Raw genomic sequence first — 15,272 nt, forward strand, 5'->3', positions numbered from 1 at the left:
TCTTTCTTCCATGATTATTTTGATTTATTAATCTTCCATTTAAAAAGACACCCAATACTGATTATAACAATGTAGAACAACGATGCTCTCATACCCACAGTCGAGCTTATTTTTAATAGGTCGAGAATTTCAAAATTATCTATCTGAAACATGTAAATAGGAGATACGGCTACAAAACTCAATGGGAAACTCCAAAAAAATATTCTTAGAGAGTGTTTTGATATTTCTTTTAAACTTCTTGCTTCTATAAAACTATTTTTGTTCATACAGATACACCCTTCAATGTTTTCTAAATCTTTTTTAATTTTATTTCAAATATTGTTCAAAAAATATCAATTTTTCCTTTTTTAGCTTCTAAAAGATCATATTAAATTCTGGATACACCCCAAAAGCACATAGGATTGGTTTCCTATGTGCTACTACTAGTTCGTACCCGAAACTTACCATCTTTTTTCTTTAGAATACAACTTTCGGGTTCCATCTATCATCCCGATATGAATTCGTTGTACAGCTTTCTTGCTATCTCCTCTATTATGAAAGACTTGAAGCTACTTTCACTCAGGATTTTATTGAAGATGTCCTCATTTGCTGATTTTCTTTTCAAAATACCACGTATGAAGTCCTTCTTAGCAAAACTATCTTTGAATTCCTCATAGGAATTTACCATTGCCTTATCTTTCAGGCCCTCTATATTCTTGTAGTCCTCTATCACCTGGTCAAATAGAAGTCTGTCATTTTCGGTTAGGTTCATTTCAAAAATTTTGTTTATCTTGTTTATGATATCATCAAGGTGCTCCAAATCTTCTTCTTTCTTTCTAGATGCCCCCCCTGCTGTGAATCCTGGCAGAGGTTCTCCGATTTGATCACCCATTAGTGATATGTTTGCTCCCTGCTTTCCTTCTCCTGCTATCTGTTTCAGCTTGTAGTAGTCAAGACTCAGGATCTTATCAAGCTCTAGCTTTGAACTTATTCGATCTACAGGTAGTTTTTTTATCAATCCTATGAGGTAGATTTGAAGTTTGTACAAGTTTACATTTTTCAGTGGATAGATCTGTATGAGGAAGTTGTATGCCCTTGTGTACTTCACAGCAAGAGTTTTGTATTCTTCTTTCTCATCCTCTGACAATTTTAAGTACCTCTCTACACCTTTGTCCACAAGATTGTTCATGATCTCTTGATCTCTGTTGCTCTTCTTCTCCTTGAGGTACAGCGTTGTCACTTTTTCTACCTCTTCAGGAAGGTACACATGTATTGCATTGAGCTGATAGTACATGTCAAATACTATATTTGGGTCTGTTACTTCCTCTATACTTGTTGCCTGAAAATACGGTGCAAAGGATTCAGTTATCTTCTCTGTATCATTGAAGAAATCTAGAATGAAAGTATTGTCCTTTTCAGGGTATGTCCTGTTGAGCCTCGACAGCGTTTGGACAGCTTTTACACCGTCTAGATTTTTATCTACATACATTGCACACAACTTAGGTTGATCGAAACCTGTCTGATACTTTTCAGCTACAATTAGGAACTTTGTGTTGTCATCCTTGTCAAATACCTCTGTCAGACCAGTTTCTTTTATTCCGTTCATAGTTGCTTCACTGTATTCTTCATCATCAATTTTCACTGTTCCTGAGAAAGCTACAAGGGATTTTATCGGGTATTTCTTTTCCTTGATGTATTCGTCTATCGCCTGTTTGTATCTTACCGCATGAAGACGACTTCCTGTTACTACCATACCCTTTGATTTGCCTTTCAGCCACATGGAACGATTGTTCATGAAATCTTCAACCATTACCTCTATCTTTTGCCTAATGTTGTACTCATTGAGAGATACAAATCTATTGACCGCTTTGTTTGCCTTTCCCTTATCAAATTCAGGGTTGTCCTGTATCTTCTTACCAACTTTGTAGTAGACATCATAGGTAGAATAGTTCCTCAGCACATCAAGTATGAACCCCTCTTCTATAGCCTGTCTCATAGAGTACAGATGAAATTCATGAGGTTTCCCGTCTGATCCCATTCTTCCAAATATTTGAAGTGTCTTATTTTTAGGAGTTGCAGTGAATGCAAAGAAGCTGATATTCTCAGTGTTGGTTCTTTTCTCAAGGATTTCATTTATCTTATCGTCATCATCCTCAACATCAGATTCTATTACCTTTGATTCTTTCAAAGTTTTCCCATTCAGAGTTTCTTTCAGAGAAGACATGTTCTCTCCTGCTGTACTGGAATGAGCTTCATCTATTATTACTGCATATCTACCTTTTTCCAGTTCATCTATCTTTTCTAGAGCAAAGGGGAACTTTTGGATGGTTGTTATTATTATCTTTGCCCTGTCTTTGATAGCCTGTGCCAGATCACCAGATCTTTTGGTATCGTCTATCTTTTCTACAACGCCTTTCTTGTGCTCTAGCTGATAGATTGCATCCTGAAGCTGTCTGTCTAGTACCTTTCTGTCAGTTATTACTATTACGCTGTCAAAGATGTTCTCATTGGATTGACTGTGAAGCCCTGCCAGCCTGTGTGCTAGCCATGAAATAGAGTTTGTCTTTCCACTTCCTGCACTGTGTTGTATGAGGTACTTCTGACCTGTACCATTCTCAAGAACATCTTTCTCTATCTTTCTTACCACATCCAGTTGATGGTACCTTGGAAAAATAGCCCTTTGTTTTTTCTTTATCTTACCTTTGTTATCTTTTTTTTCTTCAGTTTGTATGTAGTAGAATCTTTTCAGTATATCTAGAAGGCTGTCTTTCCAACAGATGACTCCCTTCAAAAGGTTCTTTATCCGGCCTCTAAAAACATGTTAAAAAAATGGACTCAAAAGATCAGGGGATGAGAAAAAATACTTAGAATGTTGGTAGTAATTTATCCTGAAAAAATGGATAAATATTTAATTTAAAAGGTGCTCCATCAGGAGCACCAGTTAATGACTAGGAATCTAATTTACACGTAATTAGGGAAAGACTCTATTTATTCATTCTTTCTTTTATTTTTTCATCTTTTTCAAATTCTCCGTGTATTTTTTCATTGAAAAATTTAATGGCCCATTTATCTTCTCTATATATTTTCAACTTATTTAGATCAGTTCTCAATCCAACATGGAGACTATACATCATAATCAATAGGATAATTGTAAATGGAAATCCAGAGATTATTACTCCTGTCTGAAGCGCACTTAGAGCATTGCTTCCTCCTGCAATAAGTAGAGCTACTGCAATAGTCCCCTCCATAACTGCCCAGAAAACTCTCTGTGGAACCGGTGAATCCAACTTACCCCCAGATGTAAGATTATCAACTACAAGAGAACCTGAATCAGATGATGTAACAAAAAATGATATTACTAAAAACGTTCCTAAAATAGATAAAACATTCTTTAAAACTCCAGGAATGTCAAGTCCCTGTATCATCGCAAATAGTGCTGTGGAAACATCTTGTTTTACAGCTTCTAATAACTGTCCTCCTATTGCTGCATCTTGAAAAATGGCAGTAGCTCCAAATGTTGACATCCATACAAAGCTTAGAATAGTTGGCACTATAAGAATAGCTGTAACAAACTCTCTTACGCTTCTTCCTTTGGAAACCCTTGCTATGAACATTCCCACAAATGGAGACCATGATATCCACCAAGCCCAATAGAATATCGTCCAGGAACCCTGCCAGGCATTTCCATTTTCACTGAAAAGACTAATCGATACAAAGTTGTTAAGATAAAATCCTACTCCATTGTTAAATGATCTTAATATAAACAATGTAGGACCTAGAATAAGCATTAACAGTAGAAGTATGGCTGCTATTCTCATATTTAATTCCGAGAGAATCCTTACTCCTTTTCCTATCCCTGATACAACTGATAGTGTTGCAATAAAAGTTATCACAATTATTATCCCAACCTGAATCTTGGTGTTTTGAGGCACTCCAAAAAGATAGTTCAGTCCTGCATTTATTTGCTGTGCACCAAATCCGAGGGATGTAGCCAACCCGAATAGGCAAGAAATTACCGCTGTTATATCTATAATATCACCTATCCACCCAAAAACCTTGTCCTTAAGGATTGGATAAAAAACTGACCTAAGAGACAGTGGCAATCCCCTATTATAAGCAAAGAAAGCTAGGGCTAAGGCTATAAGGGAATAAACACCCCATGGATGAAATCCCCAGTGGTAGAATGTAATTCCTAGAGCCTCCTCTGTAGAGGTCGTTCCTGTCATGGGAAGGGCACTGTTAGCATGATATAACGGCTCTCCCACACTCCAAAACATCAGTCCAATTCCCATACCGGCACTTATTAGCATAGAATACCATGCAAAGTTAGTAAATTCAGGCTTTGCCTCTGGTCCCCCCAATGTTATCTCTCCAAATTTACTAAACATTAGGTATATAGGGAATACTAAAAACAAATTGGTACTTAATATGAAGAACCAGTTAAAGTTGTCAGTGATTTTATTCTGGATATTTATAAGTATTTCATTTACTGCCACAGGATCTTTCAGTGTCAATCCTATGAATATTAATACAAATACTCCTGAAATTATAGAAACCTCAGGATGGAAATCAAAGCCAAATCTGTTAATATTTCTTGCATGAAGCAGTTTGGTTTTCTCTTTAAACTTATCTGTTTCAAACTTTGGGTGTTTTAATTTTTTCATATATTCCCTCCTTCTTATCCAAAATTTCTGTTAGCTTAAATTAAGTTTTAATCATGCCAATCTTGGAAATATAATGATTTATAAAAATTTAGAAAGGATCACCAAAATCTTTAAAAATATAGCTTTAAATACTGTCCGATAAAATTTACATTCACTTCTTATAAATTTATTTCATGTGCAAATTTTATCTAATTTATATTGTTTGTTGAAGAGTGAGTACTATACCATGATATTTTATTTTCTATGATTTTGTTATTTCTTATAATAGTTTTCAAAAGAAAAAACAAATCTCCTTCTTTAATTTCACTTATTTTCCTTCCAATATTTAAATTAAATACGGTATACATAAATTATTTGCAGACCTTAACTTATTCTGGATTATCAACTAGAGGATTTTTCAAGCTTAGTGTAAATTCAATATTAATCTTCCTAATTTTTTAATAACTTCCGCTAAAAGAGTTCTTTTTTATGATTTTTTCTATCATATATCATACAAAAAAGAGTAAGAATTTTAAAATTCTTACCCTTTCTCTATTTCAACACCCCAAAGGCTCTAGAAACCTTTGCAGTCGTGGATTCCTTGGTGGAAGTGACGGGAATCGAACCCGTGTCCAAGATCACCAGTATCATAAGCTTCTACAAGCTTAGTCTGCGATTTGATCTCACATTATCGGCCCACACAGACATGGTCAGATAATGCCAGCCTCTTAAATTTCCCCTATACATCGAGACACAGTATCGGGTAAGCCGTATATTAGTTATACTCCGTAAGGATTCCTAAACGGCCTCGGAAACCTGGAGCAAGCTGCGTTAGGCAGCTAAAGCGTAATTGTTGTTTTCATCTAAACGATGTTTGGCCTCTCACAGCGACCAACCTGGCCTGCTACCTACAACCTGATAACCCTGTCGAAACCTTGGCACTCCCATTCATATACCCTATTATAGCATTTTTTATACATTATTTCAATTTAATATATTTCTTCAACATACCTCTAAATATAAGGTTGGTTGCTTTATGTCAAGGATTCCATAGCCTAATCTCAGTTACACTATTGCCGTCTAAATCCATAGCTCCATCCTGGAATTTAGGTCTTCTTCTGGGTTTTTTAATGGCTTTAGAAATTCCGTAGGGTTCTTTTGGCTTTCCCCAAAACCATCTGTCCATTTTTCCATTTCCATTACTGTCCTGAAATATAACTATGGAATACCTCCCTTCTGAAAGATTTGTCACAACACCTTTTTTAGCCTCTGCAGGAGTACCGTTCCAGACAAAAATTCCTCTTTCCACCTCATAGGGAAACCCGTCTTCTGTTTCAAATACTGCCATATACACAGGAGCTTTTTTTTCCTCTATACCAGTCACCCTTACTGTAGAGGAATAACTTCTAAAGTTCATCAACATCATAATTATAAATATATATTTCATATTACCTCCATGTTTATTATCTATTTTTTCTTCACAACAACTCTCCTTCCTCTAAAAATTAGGAAAATCCCAAAAAATATTTAGTTATTTTTTTCACTTTAACTCTCTGTTTATTCACACTCATCACAGCATTTTATCTATTTTAACTTCAAAAATCATTTTTTTCATATTGTGAATTTTATGTACAAATACCTATGAGCCCTTATTTTTCTGGAATTTTTATTTGTATTTATTTGAAAAATATATTACTCTATATGTGTACATCTACAAAAATAAAATAATTATATCAAAATTAATTTTATTTAAAGGAGAAAAAATATGTCTAATAAAAAACCTGGAAATAGTTATATTACAAAGGTGTTAAACGGAATGGCCCTAGGACTTTTTGCATCTCTTATTATAGGTCTCATATTAAAGCAGATCGGTAAATACTCTGGACTTGAATCTCTCAGTCACTATGGTCAAATAGCCCAGTACATGATGGGACCGGCCATAGGTGCAGGTGTCGCCTATACTCGTACTAAGAGTCCTCTTGGTATATTTTCTGCTCTTATCTGCGGAGCTATAGGTGCAGGTACTATAAAGGACGGTGGCATATTCATCGGAGAGCCTGTAGGAGCTTTAGTGGCGTCACTTATAGGAGTAGAAGTGTCTAGACTTGTAGAAGACAAGACCAAGTTAAACATAATCATTGTTCCTGCTGCAACAATAATTGCCGGTGGACTAGCAGGGTCTTTTATATCTCCTACCATCAGTAACTTTATGAAAATGCTGGGAGAATTCATAAATTATCTCACAACTCTTCATCCTGTTCCAATGGGGATACTTATATCTGTTATAATGGGAATCATCCTCACACTTCCCATATCAAGTGCAGCTATCTCCATATCCCTAGGTCTTTCAGGACTTGCTGCCGGTGCATCAATAGTAGGATGCTCGTGTCATATGATCGGATTCGCTGTCTCTAGCTTCAGAGAAAATAAAGTTAGCGGACTTGTTTCACAGGGTCTTGGTACATCTATGCTTCAGATATCAAATATAATCAAAAACCCTTGGATAGCACTTCCTGCGATAGTATCCTCAGCAATTTTGGGACCCTTAGCCACTGTGATTTTCAAAATGGAAGGCAATAAAATAGGTGGCGGAATGGGTACCGCCGGTCTAGTTGGACAGATAGCTACCCTTGAAACCATGGGAAGCAGTGCCCTTGTGAAGGTTGCTATACTTCACTTTATCCTTCCGGCTATACTTTCCTTTACCATAAGTGAGACTATGAGAAAAAAAGGAAGAATAAAATTTGGAGATATGAAAATATAGAAAATACCGGCTGAATTCAGCCGGTATTTTCTATTCTTCTTTGTCAGATTAAATATTATTTTATTCTAATATCTTTCTTTTATTTCCCTATCCATCTGTCTTTGCTGATCTCTCTTTGCTAAACTTTCTCTCTTATCGTAGTTTTTCTTACCTCTGGCTAATGCTATTTGTACTTTTACAAATCCTTTTTTAGTATATACAGATATAGGAACTATGGTACATCCCTTTTGACTTACATTTTCATGAAGCTTTTTTATCTCCTTTTTATGAAGAAGAAGTTTTCTCACTCTTTTTTCATCTGGGTTATATACACTTCCATAAGCCCACGGGGTTACTGACATACCCATTATAAAAATTTCATTATTTATAATTCTCACAAAAGCCTCTTTTATACTTACTTTTCCGGCTTTTATTGATTTTACTTCACTTCCGATTAATTCTATACCTGCTTCATACCTTTCATCTATAAAAAATTCATGAAATGCTTTTTTATTTTTGGCTAAAATCATCCCAATTACTCCCTTTTATCATTCTAGTATTTTATCTGTACCTCTTAAAATTGTCTTCCATTTCCTTTGTATAAGGGACAACTTCAACCTCTAGTTCATTGAGATCTGCCCTTGCGATCAAGACCTTCATTTTATCTCCTAGGTTCATTACATCTCCCTTATCACGGTTCTTCATAACATAATCAACTTCATCAAATTCATAATAATCGTCAGAAGATACCACATCCCAGAAACACTCTACATACTCCTCTGTTTCAAAGAATACCTTTTTATTGCTAAATCCTACTATTCTAGCATCATATACTTCTCCTACCCTATCCATCATATACTCCACCACTTTTATTTTTACACTTTCATCCTCTATCTTCATTGCATCTCTCTCAGTTTTTGAGATATGCTGGCATACACTGTCTAGAGTCTTAGACCACTTGGCTATATGCTTCTTAGAGGGGTATCCGTTTAGTGTCGTCCCGAGGATTCGGTGTACAAGTAAATCTGAGTATCTACGTATAGGGGAGGTAAAGTGTGTGTAATAATTTGATGCAAGTCCAAAGTGACCGGTATTATCTACAGTATATCTTGCCTGTTTCAAAGACATTAAAATGAACTTATGAACTATCATACTTATATCTTTGTCCTTAGAATCCTCTATAATTGACTGAAATCTCTTTGGGTGTAGGTCTTCAAAAGAGTGTATCCTGTAGTTGAATTTTGCCAGAGTATCATTTAGAGTTTTTATCCTTTCTGGATCAGGCTTGTCATGAGTTCTGTAAACAGAAGGTATCTCCAACCAGAATAATTTTTCAGCCACAGCTTCATTTGCCGATATCATAAAGTCTTCTATTATTTTTTCCGCCTCTCCTCTTTCACGTTTTTTGAGACTTTCAACTTTCCCCTCACTGTCTAGCACCACTTTTATTTCAGGTAAGTCAAAATCTATACTTCCTCTTTGATATTTTACATCTCTCAATATTTTAGAAAGTTCAAGCATGGTGAAGAGCATATCTTTTATGTCCTCATACTCTTTTGTAAGTTCTTCATCACCGTCTAATATTTTATTTACACCGCTATAGGTCATTCTATGAGCAGTTTTGATCACTGATTTATAAGTCTCACTGTCCACAACTTTTCCAGATGGATCTATCTCCATTTCACATGTAAAAGTCAGTTTATTTTCCCTAGGATTAAGTGAACACACACCGTTAGATATCTCCTTTGGAAACATCGGAAGCACTCTGTCTACCAGATAAACCGAGTTTCCTCTTTTTTGAGCCTCCTTATCCAACAGGATTCCGTCTTGGATATAATGAGATACATCTGCTATACTTACTATCAGCCTGTAATTCCCGTTTTTAAGTTTTTCCACATAAACTGCATCATCTAGATCCTTTGCATCTTCTCCGTCTATTGTTATTATCGGCAAATTTCTAAGATCTTTTCTTTTTTTAATTTCATCTTCTGTTATGGTTTCTTCTACATTACTTACTTCTCTTATTACCTCTGGAGGAAATTCTCCAGACATCCCTTCCCTCTTTATAAGTGCCTCTATCATTGTATTGGTATTATAGGGATCTCCTAAAACCTCTTCTACTTCTCCCTCTGGTTTTTTGCCCTCTCCTCCCCAGAAAGTTACCCTCACTAGTACCAGTTCTCCGTTTTTTGCATTTTTCATTCCCCTTTTAGGTATGAAAATATCTTTTCCAAAAGAATGAGTTGGCTTTACAAATCCAAAGCTTTCACTTTTTTCGAATATCCCGATTATTCTGTCCTTTGATCTTTTTATTACCTTTTCTACTTCTCCCTCTTTTTTCTTTCCTCCGTCTGTTTCCTTCGTTACACGTATCAGAACTATATCTCCGTCAAGGGCTGAATTGAATTTCGATCTAGGTATAAATATTCCCTCAGTTTCAGTATCTACAAAGGCAAACTTGTCCTTTATCACTGTAAAATTACCTTTTATAAATCCCAGGTTCTCAGGGACATTGTATTTACCTCTTTTATTTCTCAGTAGGTCACCACTTTCGATCCACTCCTCTAGTATCTCTCTATTCTGTTTTTTATATTTTGTAGACCATCCTAAAAATCCTGATATCTCATTGAGAGTCAGTGCCTTCTTCCCCCTGATATGTTCTTTTAATTTTTCCAAATCTTTCTCTTTATCCATATATTAAATCTCTCCTCTTTTTACTTTTGCAAGTAACCAGTTCCTCATATCCACTGTATTAGGATGAATCACTGCCTCTCTTTTTATAAGATATTCTATTTTCCTGTCTGCTTCGTGAAGTATTGCCATATCTATATTTTCAAAAGCCAGATGCCTTATATGCTCTACGTCAGCATAATCCCTATTCGGTTCTATAGCATCAGCAAGGTAGGTTATCTTTTCTACTAGAGACATATCCCGCCTTCCTATTGTATGATATCTTATAGCATCTAGTATCTCCTGGTCAGTTATTCCAAATTTCATTTTTGCATACACACTTCCTGCAAATCCGTGTATTAGCTCTCCCAAATGTCCGTAATTTTTTAAAGTCTCGTCACAGTCACAAAGTTCTCTCATCTTGGTAATCGTAAACTGTTTAGAGCAATCATGAAGTAAGGCTGCCTTTCTCACTTTCTCTATATTTGCACCGTATCTGCTTGCAAGCTCTATGGCCACTTCTTCTACTCCTAGTATATGTTTATATCTTTTAGGTGTGAGCATAGACTTTATGTCACTTTTTATTTTGTCCATCTTTTATTCCTCCAGTCTGCTGAAAATATTTTCATCTCAACCTCTAGCTATCTCAAAAGAAATATACTTTAAAATTAAAGGGTGACCTTTTTTAGGCCACCCTATATTTCAAGGTTTTTTTCATAGAACTTAGACAGCCTATAAAAATTAAGCTTATCTATCTCTTTGTTGTTAACAAGGATTTTTACTCTTTTATAATCTGATGACTGGGTAATGCTGTTTACTATAGAATATACTATCAATAATTCTTGTCCGGAAGTCTTCATATTCTCTTTAAACTTATAATTGAAATTAAGATAAATATCATTTCCGTCTCTGTAGATATTTAGAAGTTTTACTCCCCCATCTAAAAAAGGGGCTTCTAATTTATCTCCTGATTTACTCTTATAGATAAATTCATAATCCATCTCAGATTTTAGAAGTTCAAAAATTATATCTATTTCATCATAAGACTGATCATCTAGTTCTACCTCTTTCTCTTTTAATTGGAGTTTTTCGAGGTTCTCATCAGGAATATACAGAGTAAACTTTTCCTTCTTGAGCTCTTTTTCAAGATGTGGTTTTTCAAATATTACTTTAGGCGGGATCTTATAATATCTTCCAACTACAAGATAATATGCTATACCTGTGGTTAGAAGTACTGCTCCCAAGAATCCAAGAGCTATATTTTTCTTATTCAAATCTTCCACCTTTCATCAATAAAAATATTTTCTGATATTATCTGCTATATCTTTAGCCATCAACCGCTGATATTTTGATTGTTTCAGCTTCCATACATCATATTTATTACTTATAAATCCAAGCTCTAAAAGTACCCCAGGCCCATCAAATCCCCTCAGCACAGCAAAATTTGCCCCATGAACTCCACGATTTTTCATTTTTAGCTTTTTAGAATAAGTACTTGCCAGATTTTCTCCCAGTTTTATAGATTCTTCCTGATTTTTTTTATATGCCAGCTCACCCATTATCTGAGCTATATCTCCAGAATCTTCTCCATATTTTGCTCCGAAACTATTTTCAAATGAAGCTACTCTTTCTGCATAAGGTGATGATTTTTTAGAGAAATAAAAAGCCTCAAATCCTGAACCTTTTCCGCTCTTATCGGCATTGGCATGTATACTTATAAACATGTCACCCTTACTATTATTTCCTTTTCTTGGCCGCTGAGCTAGACTTACGAAATTATCAGTTGATCTGGTCATTATCACATTAAAATCTCTTAAAAGTTCATTTCGGAGATAATTTGCCACTGAAAAAACAATATCTTTTTCATGATATTTATTGAATCCCACTGCCCCGGGATCTTTTCCTCCGTGCCCTGCATCGATTACTATAGTATACTCTTTTTTGTTCACTTTTCCAGAAAAATCCATTACAACTCTTACAGGATCTGTTCTGTAGGATGTTTTAAAATTTACATTTTTATTTAGAAATGCAAAAACCCCAGTGGAGTTACTGTATTTTACTACACTTACTTTCTCTATATAATTACCATTTAACACTCGGCTTTTAAAATTATCTCCTGCCTCTGTACCTGGGAGCTCTATAAACAAAAGTCGACTGGCCTCATCGTAATCTATAGAAAATCTAGGTTTTATCGCCCCGTCTACATCTATAACCATTTGAGGCGGATTACCGTTAAACCTTATCCCTTTTAAGTTAATAAGTTGGGAAAATGATAATGTATATAACAATATTGTCAATAAAAAAACTAGATGTCGCTTCATAATCCGCTCCTTAATAGAGAAAAAACGACAATTATAAATTGTCGTTTTATTTGCTGTAAACATTTGCTATTGAACTCTTTTTCATAGTAAGGTTTACACCCTTATCTACTCTTATAACTACAAACTCATCATTTACAGATACTACCTCACCTTTGATTCCTCCAGCTGTGATAATCTGAGTTCCTGCATGAAGTGAAGACATCATTTCCTGATGCTGTTTCTGTTTCTTTTTGTTTGGTCTTATCAATAAAAAGTAAAATACAGCTGCCCATACAACAACAGTAACAATCATACCTGTATAGTTTGCAGGTTTAGCTCCATCTGCAGCATAAGTTATAAAATTATTTAACATTCTTGTCCTCCTTGGGTTCTAAAAACTACTCTATATTTTGAGTATATCACAGATAAACTGCTTTTTCAACTTAGCTGCTTTTATACAAATAAATTTTTTATTTTATCAAAAAATGTTTTTTTCATATTATAGTTTTTATCTTTTAGACTCTTGTCAAAGGACTTTAAAAGTTCTTTCTGGCTGTCATTTAGATTTGTAGGTATTTCAATTACTATCTTAACCAGCTGATCCCCTCTACCATATCCTCTGGTATTAGGCATTCCTTTTTCTTTTAATCTGAATACCTTTCCATTTTGTGTTCCTGCAGGTATTTTCATTTTTATTTTGCCATCAATAGTTGGTATTTCTAGGTCTCCTCCGAGAGTTGCGTGGGCATATGAAATAGGTATTTCACACACTAAATCATCATCTATTCTCTCAAAGATACTATGCTGCTTCACTTTTATATAAATGTAAAGGTCTCCATTTGGTCCTCCTGAAGGGCTAGCCTCTCCCATTCCAGAAAGTCTCAGTCTCTGACCGTCATCTATACCTGCTGGTATTTTAACAGTTTTTTCAACGACCTCTTTTTCTATACCTGTTCCGCCACAGTTACTACATTTCTTTTTAGGAACTTCTCCTTTACCATTACACTGATCACATTCCACTACAGTCTCAAAGTTCCCAAGCATTGTTCTCTGAGTCTGCTTGACTCTTCCCTGACCATTACATTTGCTACAAGTCTGCATACCTGATCCAGGCTCTGCACCTGTTCCGCTGCATTTATGACATTTACCATTTTTTTCATATTTTATATGTTTTTCAACACCTTTAGAAGCTTCTTCAAGAGTTATCTCCACACTATATCTTAAATCAGCTCCTGGCTGTACAGTTCTTCTTCTCCCTCTTTGATCTCCAAATCCGGAACCACCAAAAAACGAACTGAATATATCTCCTAAATCCTCAAAATCTCCGAATCCACCGAATCCACCAAAACCTCCGGCTCCTCCAGCTCCTCCCTGTTCAAAAGCTGCATGTCCAAATCTATCGTACTGCGCCCTCTTTTGAGAATCTGAAAGTACCTGATAAGCATCATTTAATTCTTTAAATTTTGCCTCAGCGTTTTTCTTTTCATCATCGTTGGCATTGGTAAATTTATCTGGATGGTATTTCATGGCGGCCTTTCTGTAGGCCTTCTTGATTTCAGCCTCTGATGCATCTTTTGAAATACCCAGTATTTCGTAGTAATCTTTTTTAGCCATAAAACGCTACCTCCGTAATTTATCACAAAATATTATAACATAAATTCAATTTTTTTTACAGGCTTACTTCCCCTCTATACATACCTTAAACAAGGTATTATCGACCTTTTATCTCTCCCTCTCTTTTGAGGAGATATTCCTTCCGCCATAGACCACTTGCATAGCCTGTCAGTTTCCCATTTTTCCCTATCACCCTGTGACAAGGGATTATTATGCTGATAGGATTCTTACTATTAGCTCCTCCCACAGCTCTGACAGCCTTGGGATTTCCTATATTTTCAGCCTGTACCTTATAAGAGATACTTTTCCCGTAAGGTATTTTAGACAGTTCTTTCCAGCATTTCACCTGAAAATCCGTTCCGTGCACATCCAATGTGACTGAAAACTTTATTCTGTCTCCGTAAAAATATTCTTCTAGTTCTTTTTTGCACTTTAGAACCAGAGGGCTTTTTATCTCTGATTTTTTACCATTTACAAACTCCACCGAGCTTATGCCGTCTGTTTCTTCACAGATCTCGATTATACCTAAAACAGGATGTTCTAAATAGACTCTTCCCACCATAAGAAGACCTATATTTTCTTATTCATATATACATCTGTTATCTCATAGCCCATTTTTCTGTAAGATGCTATTGCACCCTCATTATATCCGAAAGAGTGCAGATTTATTTTCTTGGCCTTGTATTCGTAAGATTTCTCTTCTAATGCTTCTACTACTTTTATCTCATAGTCATTTCCCTTAAATTCATCGTATATGCATAATGCATTTACAAACACAGATTTATTAAAAATATTAAACCAGATAAACCCTACTTTTTTTTCTTCATCTTTATATGCAGTCATTAGGTAGTGATTGTTTGTATCTACACCGTCTTTTAGTATTTTTTCCAGTGTTTCTTTAGAAAGTTCTATAGCTTCATTTTCCTGCCAGTGTCCTACTCTGACTTTTTCCTTAGCATAGTCAGATATTAGTTTACCTTTTATAACATCGTATTCATTTTGTTTCATTTTAACCAATTTAAGCATAGTATCAAAGCCTCCTTTTTTTAAACCTTTTCACTGAACATCTTACCATAAATCAAGTTTTTATTTAACTTAAGTTGTCTTTTGAATTCTAATTATATTATTGAATTTATCGGGATTCGTTACTTTTCTCTTGAAAGAAAAGTAATCAAAAGTTCAAGAATTTTCAAACGTCTAGGAAGTTGATATTTCCTTTATCGCCTTTGTAAGCTACAGTCCTAGGTTCCCTGCGGAACTTATTCTGTAGGACGGCTGAGTGCAGGTTCTTTCTTGTATAAGCCCTGCGACTTGAAATTCAAA

Annotated in this window: 14 protein-coding genes and 1 other RNA gene; 1 reads left to right on the forward strand and 14 read right to left on the reverse strand. The window is 35.3% G+C overall.

Annotated elements, in window-relative coordinates; genetic code table 11:
* Nucleotides 1-14 precede the first annotated feature (14 nt).
* From ILYOP_RS08355 to ILYOP_RS15195, 5 genes are all read right to left on the reverse strand, one after another.
* Nucleotides 15-266 carry a hypothetical protein gene (locus ILYOP_RS08355; RefSeq protein ID WP_013388102.1) on the reverse strand — a complete coding sequence of 84 codons (252 nt, stop codon included), beginning with the start codon at nucleotides 264-266 and terminating at the stop codon, nucleotides 15-17.
* Between the two features lie 218 nt (nucleotides 267-484).
* Entirely contained in the window at nucleotides 485-2,770 is a 2,286-nt protein-coding gene (locus tag ILYOP_RS08360) for a type I restriction endonuclease subunit R (RefSeq protein WP_049774860.1), read from the reverse strand.
* Nucleotides 2,771-2,963: 193 nt separating this feature from the next.
* Entirely contained in the window at nucleotides 2,964-4,643 is a 1,680-nt protein-coding gene (locus ILYOP_RS08365) for a BCCT family transporter (RefSeq protein WP_013388103.1), read from the reverse strand.
* Between the two features lie 581 nt (nucleotides 4,644-5,224).
* Nucleotides 5,225-5,568: a transfer-messenger RNA gene (gene ssrA, locus ILYOP_RS15515) on the reverse strand.
* Nucleotides 5,569-5,661: 93 nt separating this feature from the next.
* On the reverse strand, nucleotides 5,662-6,069 hold the full coding sequence (locus ILYOP_RS15195) for a DUF2141 domain-containing protein (RefSeq protein WP_013388104.1): 408 nt from the start codon (nucleotides 6,067-6,069) through the stop codon (nucleotides 5,662-5,664).
* Nucleotides 6,070-6,387: 318 nt separating this feature from the next.
* Between ILYOP_RS15195 and ILYOP_RS08375 the strand changes: the two genes are divergently transcribed.
* Nucleotides 6,388-7,386 carry a PTS sugar transporter subunit IIC gene (locus tag ILYOP_RS08375; protein WP_013388105.1) on the forward strand — a complete coding sequence of 333 codons (999 nt, stop codon included), beginning with the start codon at nucleotides 6,388-6,390 and terminating at the stop codon, nucleotides 7,384-7,386.
* A 65-nt stretch (nucleotides 7,387-7,451) separates the two neighbouring features.
* Here ILYOP_RS08375 and smpB read toward each other — a convergent pair whose 3' ends face one another.
* From smpB to ILYOP_RS08420, 9 genes are all read right to left on the reverse strand, one after another.
* Entirely contained in the window at nucleotides 7,452-7,895 is a 444-nt protein-coding gene (gene smpB / locus ILYOP_RS08380; RefSeq protein WP_013388106.1) for an SsrA-binding protein SmpB, read from the reverse strand.
* A gap of 31 nt (nucleotides 7,896-7,926) precedes the next feature.
* On the reverse strand, nucleotides 7,927-10,059 hold the full coding sequence (gene rnr, locus ILYOP_RS08385) for a ribonuclease R (RefSeq protein WP_013388107.1): 2,133 nt from the start codon (nucleotides 10,057-10,059) through the stop codon (nucleotides 7,927-7,929).
* Between the two features lie 3 nt (nucleotides 10,060-10,062).
* The gene (yqeK, locus tag ILYOP_RS08390) at nucleotides 10,063-10,629 is read right to left on the reverse strand and encodes a bis(5'-nucleosyl)-tetraphosphatase (symmetrical) YqeK (protein ID WP_013388108.1); all 567 of its coding nucleotides are present in this window, start codon (nucleotides 10,627-10,629) and stop codon (nucleotides 10,063-10,065) included.
* A 101-nt stretch (nucleotides 10,630-10,730) separates the two neighbouring features.
* On the reverse strand, nucleotides 10,731-11,309 hold the full coding sequence (locus tag ILYOP_RS08395) for a GerMN domain-containing protein (RefSeq protein WP_013388109.1): 579 nt from the start codon (nucleotides 11,307-11,309) through the stop codon (nucleotides 10,731-10,733).
* A gap of 15 nt (nucleotides 11,310-11,324) precedes the next feature.
* Complete coding sequence (locus ILYOP_RS08400) at nucleotides 11,325-12,251, reverse strand: N-acetylmuramoyl-L-alanine amidase family protein (RefSeq protein WP_245546501.1); 927 nt, start codon at nucleotides 12,249-12,251, stop codon at nucleotides 11,325-11,327.
* 151 nt (nucleotides 12,252-12,402) lie between these two features.
* Nucleotides 12,403-12,708 (reverse strand): preprotein translocase subunit YajC, encoded by a 306-nt coding sequence (gene yajC / locus ILYOP_RS08405; RefSeq protein WP_013388111.1) that lies wholly within the window; start codon nucleotides 12,706-12,708, stop codon nucleotides 12,403-12,405.
* Nucleotides 12,709-12,788: 80 nt separating this feature from the next.
* Nucleotides 12,789-13,949, reverse strand: coding sequence for a molecular chaperone DnaJ (dnaJ, locus tag ILYOP_RS08410; RefSeq protein WP_013388112.1), 1,161 nt, complete (start codon nucleotides 13,947-13,949; stop codon nucleotides 12,789-12,791).
* A gap of 97 nt (nucleotides 13,950-14,046) precedes the next feature.
* Entirely contained in the window at nucleotides 14,047-14,511 is a 465-nt protein-coding gene (locus ILYOP_RS08415; protein WP_013388113.1) for a methylated-DNA--[protein]-cysteine S-methyltransferase, read from the reverse strand.
* A gap of 8 nt (nucleotides 14,512-14,519) precedes the next feature.
* Nucleotides 14,520-14,975 carry a GNAT family N-acetyltransferase gene (locus ILYOP_RS08420; protein WP_013388114.1) on the reverse strand — a complete coding sequence of 152 codons (456 nt, stop codon included), beginning with the start codon at nucleotides 14,973-14,975 and terminating at the stop codon, nucleotides 14,520-14,522.
* Nucleotides 14,976-15,272: the final 297 nt, after the last annotated feature.

The organism is Ilyobacter polytropus DSM 2926, assembly GCF_000165505.1.
Lineage (GTDB): Bacteria > Fusobacteriota > Fusobacteriia > Fusobacteriales > Fusobacteriaceae > Ilyobacter > Ilyobacter polytropus.

Coding starts and splice junctions, on each gene's coding strand:
- ILYOP_RS08355 (WP_013388102.1), bottom strand. CDS start 266: ATGAACAAAAATAGTTTTATAGAAGCAAGAAGTTTAAAAGAAATATCA.
- ILYOP_RS08365 (WP_013388103.1), bottom strand. CDS start 4,643: ATGAAAAAATTAAAACACCCAAAGTTTGAAACAGATAAGTTTAAAGAG.
- ILYOP_RS15195 (WP_013388104.1), bottom strand. CDS start 6,069: ATGAAATATATATTTATAATTATGATGTTGATGAACTTTAGAAGTTAT.
- ILYOP_RS08375 (WP_013388105.1), top strand. CDS start 6,388: ATGTCTAATAAAAAACCTGGAAATAGTTATATTACAAAGGTGTTAAAC.
- smpB (WP_013388106.1), bottom strand. CDS start 7,895: ATGATTTTAGCCAAAAATAAAAAAGCATTTCATGAATTTTTTATAGAT.
- rnr (WP_013388107.1), bottom strand. CDS start 10,059: ATGGATAAAGAGAAAGATTTGGAAAAATTAAAAGAACATATCAGGGGG.
- yqeK (WP_013388108.1), bottom strand. CDS start 10,629: ATGGACAAAATAAAAAGTGACATAAAGTCTATGCTCACACCTAAAAGA.
- ILYOP_RS08400 (WP_245546501.1), bottom strand. CDS start 12,251: ATGGTTATAGATGTAGACGGGGCGATAAAACCTAGATTTTCTATAGAT.
- yajC (WP_013388111.1), bottom strand. CDS start 12,708: ATGTTAAATAATTTTATAACTTATGCTGCAGATGGAGCTAAACCTGCA.
- dnaJ (WP_013388112.1), bottom strand. CDS start 13,949: ATGGCTAAAAAAGATTACTACGAAATACTGGGTATTTCAAAAGATGCA.
- ILYOP_RS08415 (WP_013388113.1), bottom strand. CDS start 14,511: ATGGTGGGAAGAGTCTATTTAGAACATCCTGTTTTAGGTATAATCGAG.
- ILYOP_RS08420 (WP_013388114.1), bottom strand. CDS start 14,975: ATGCTTAAATTGGTTAAAATGAAACAAAATGAATACGATGTTATAAAA.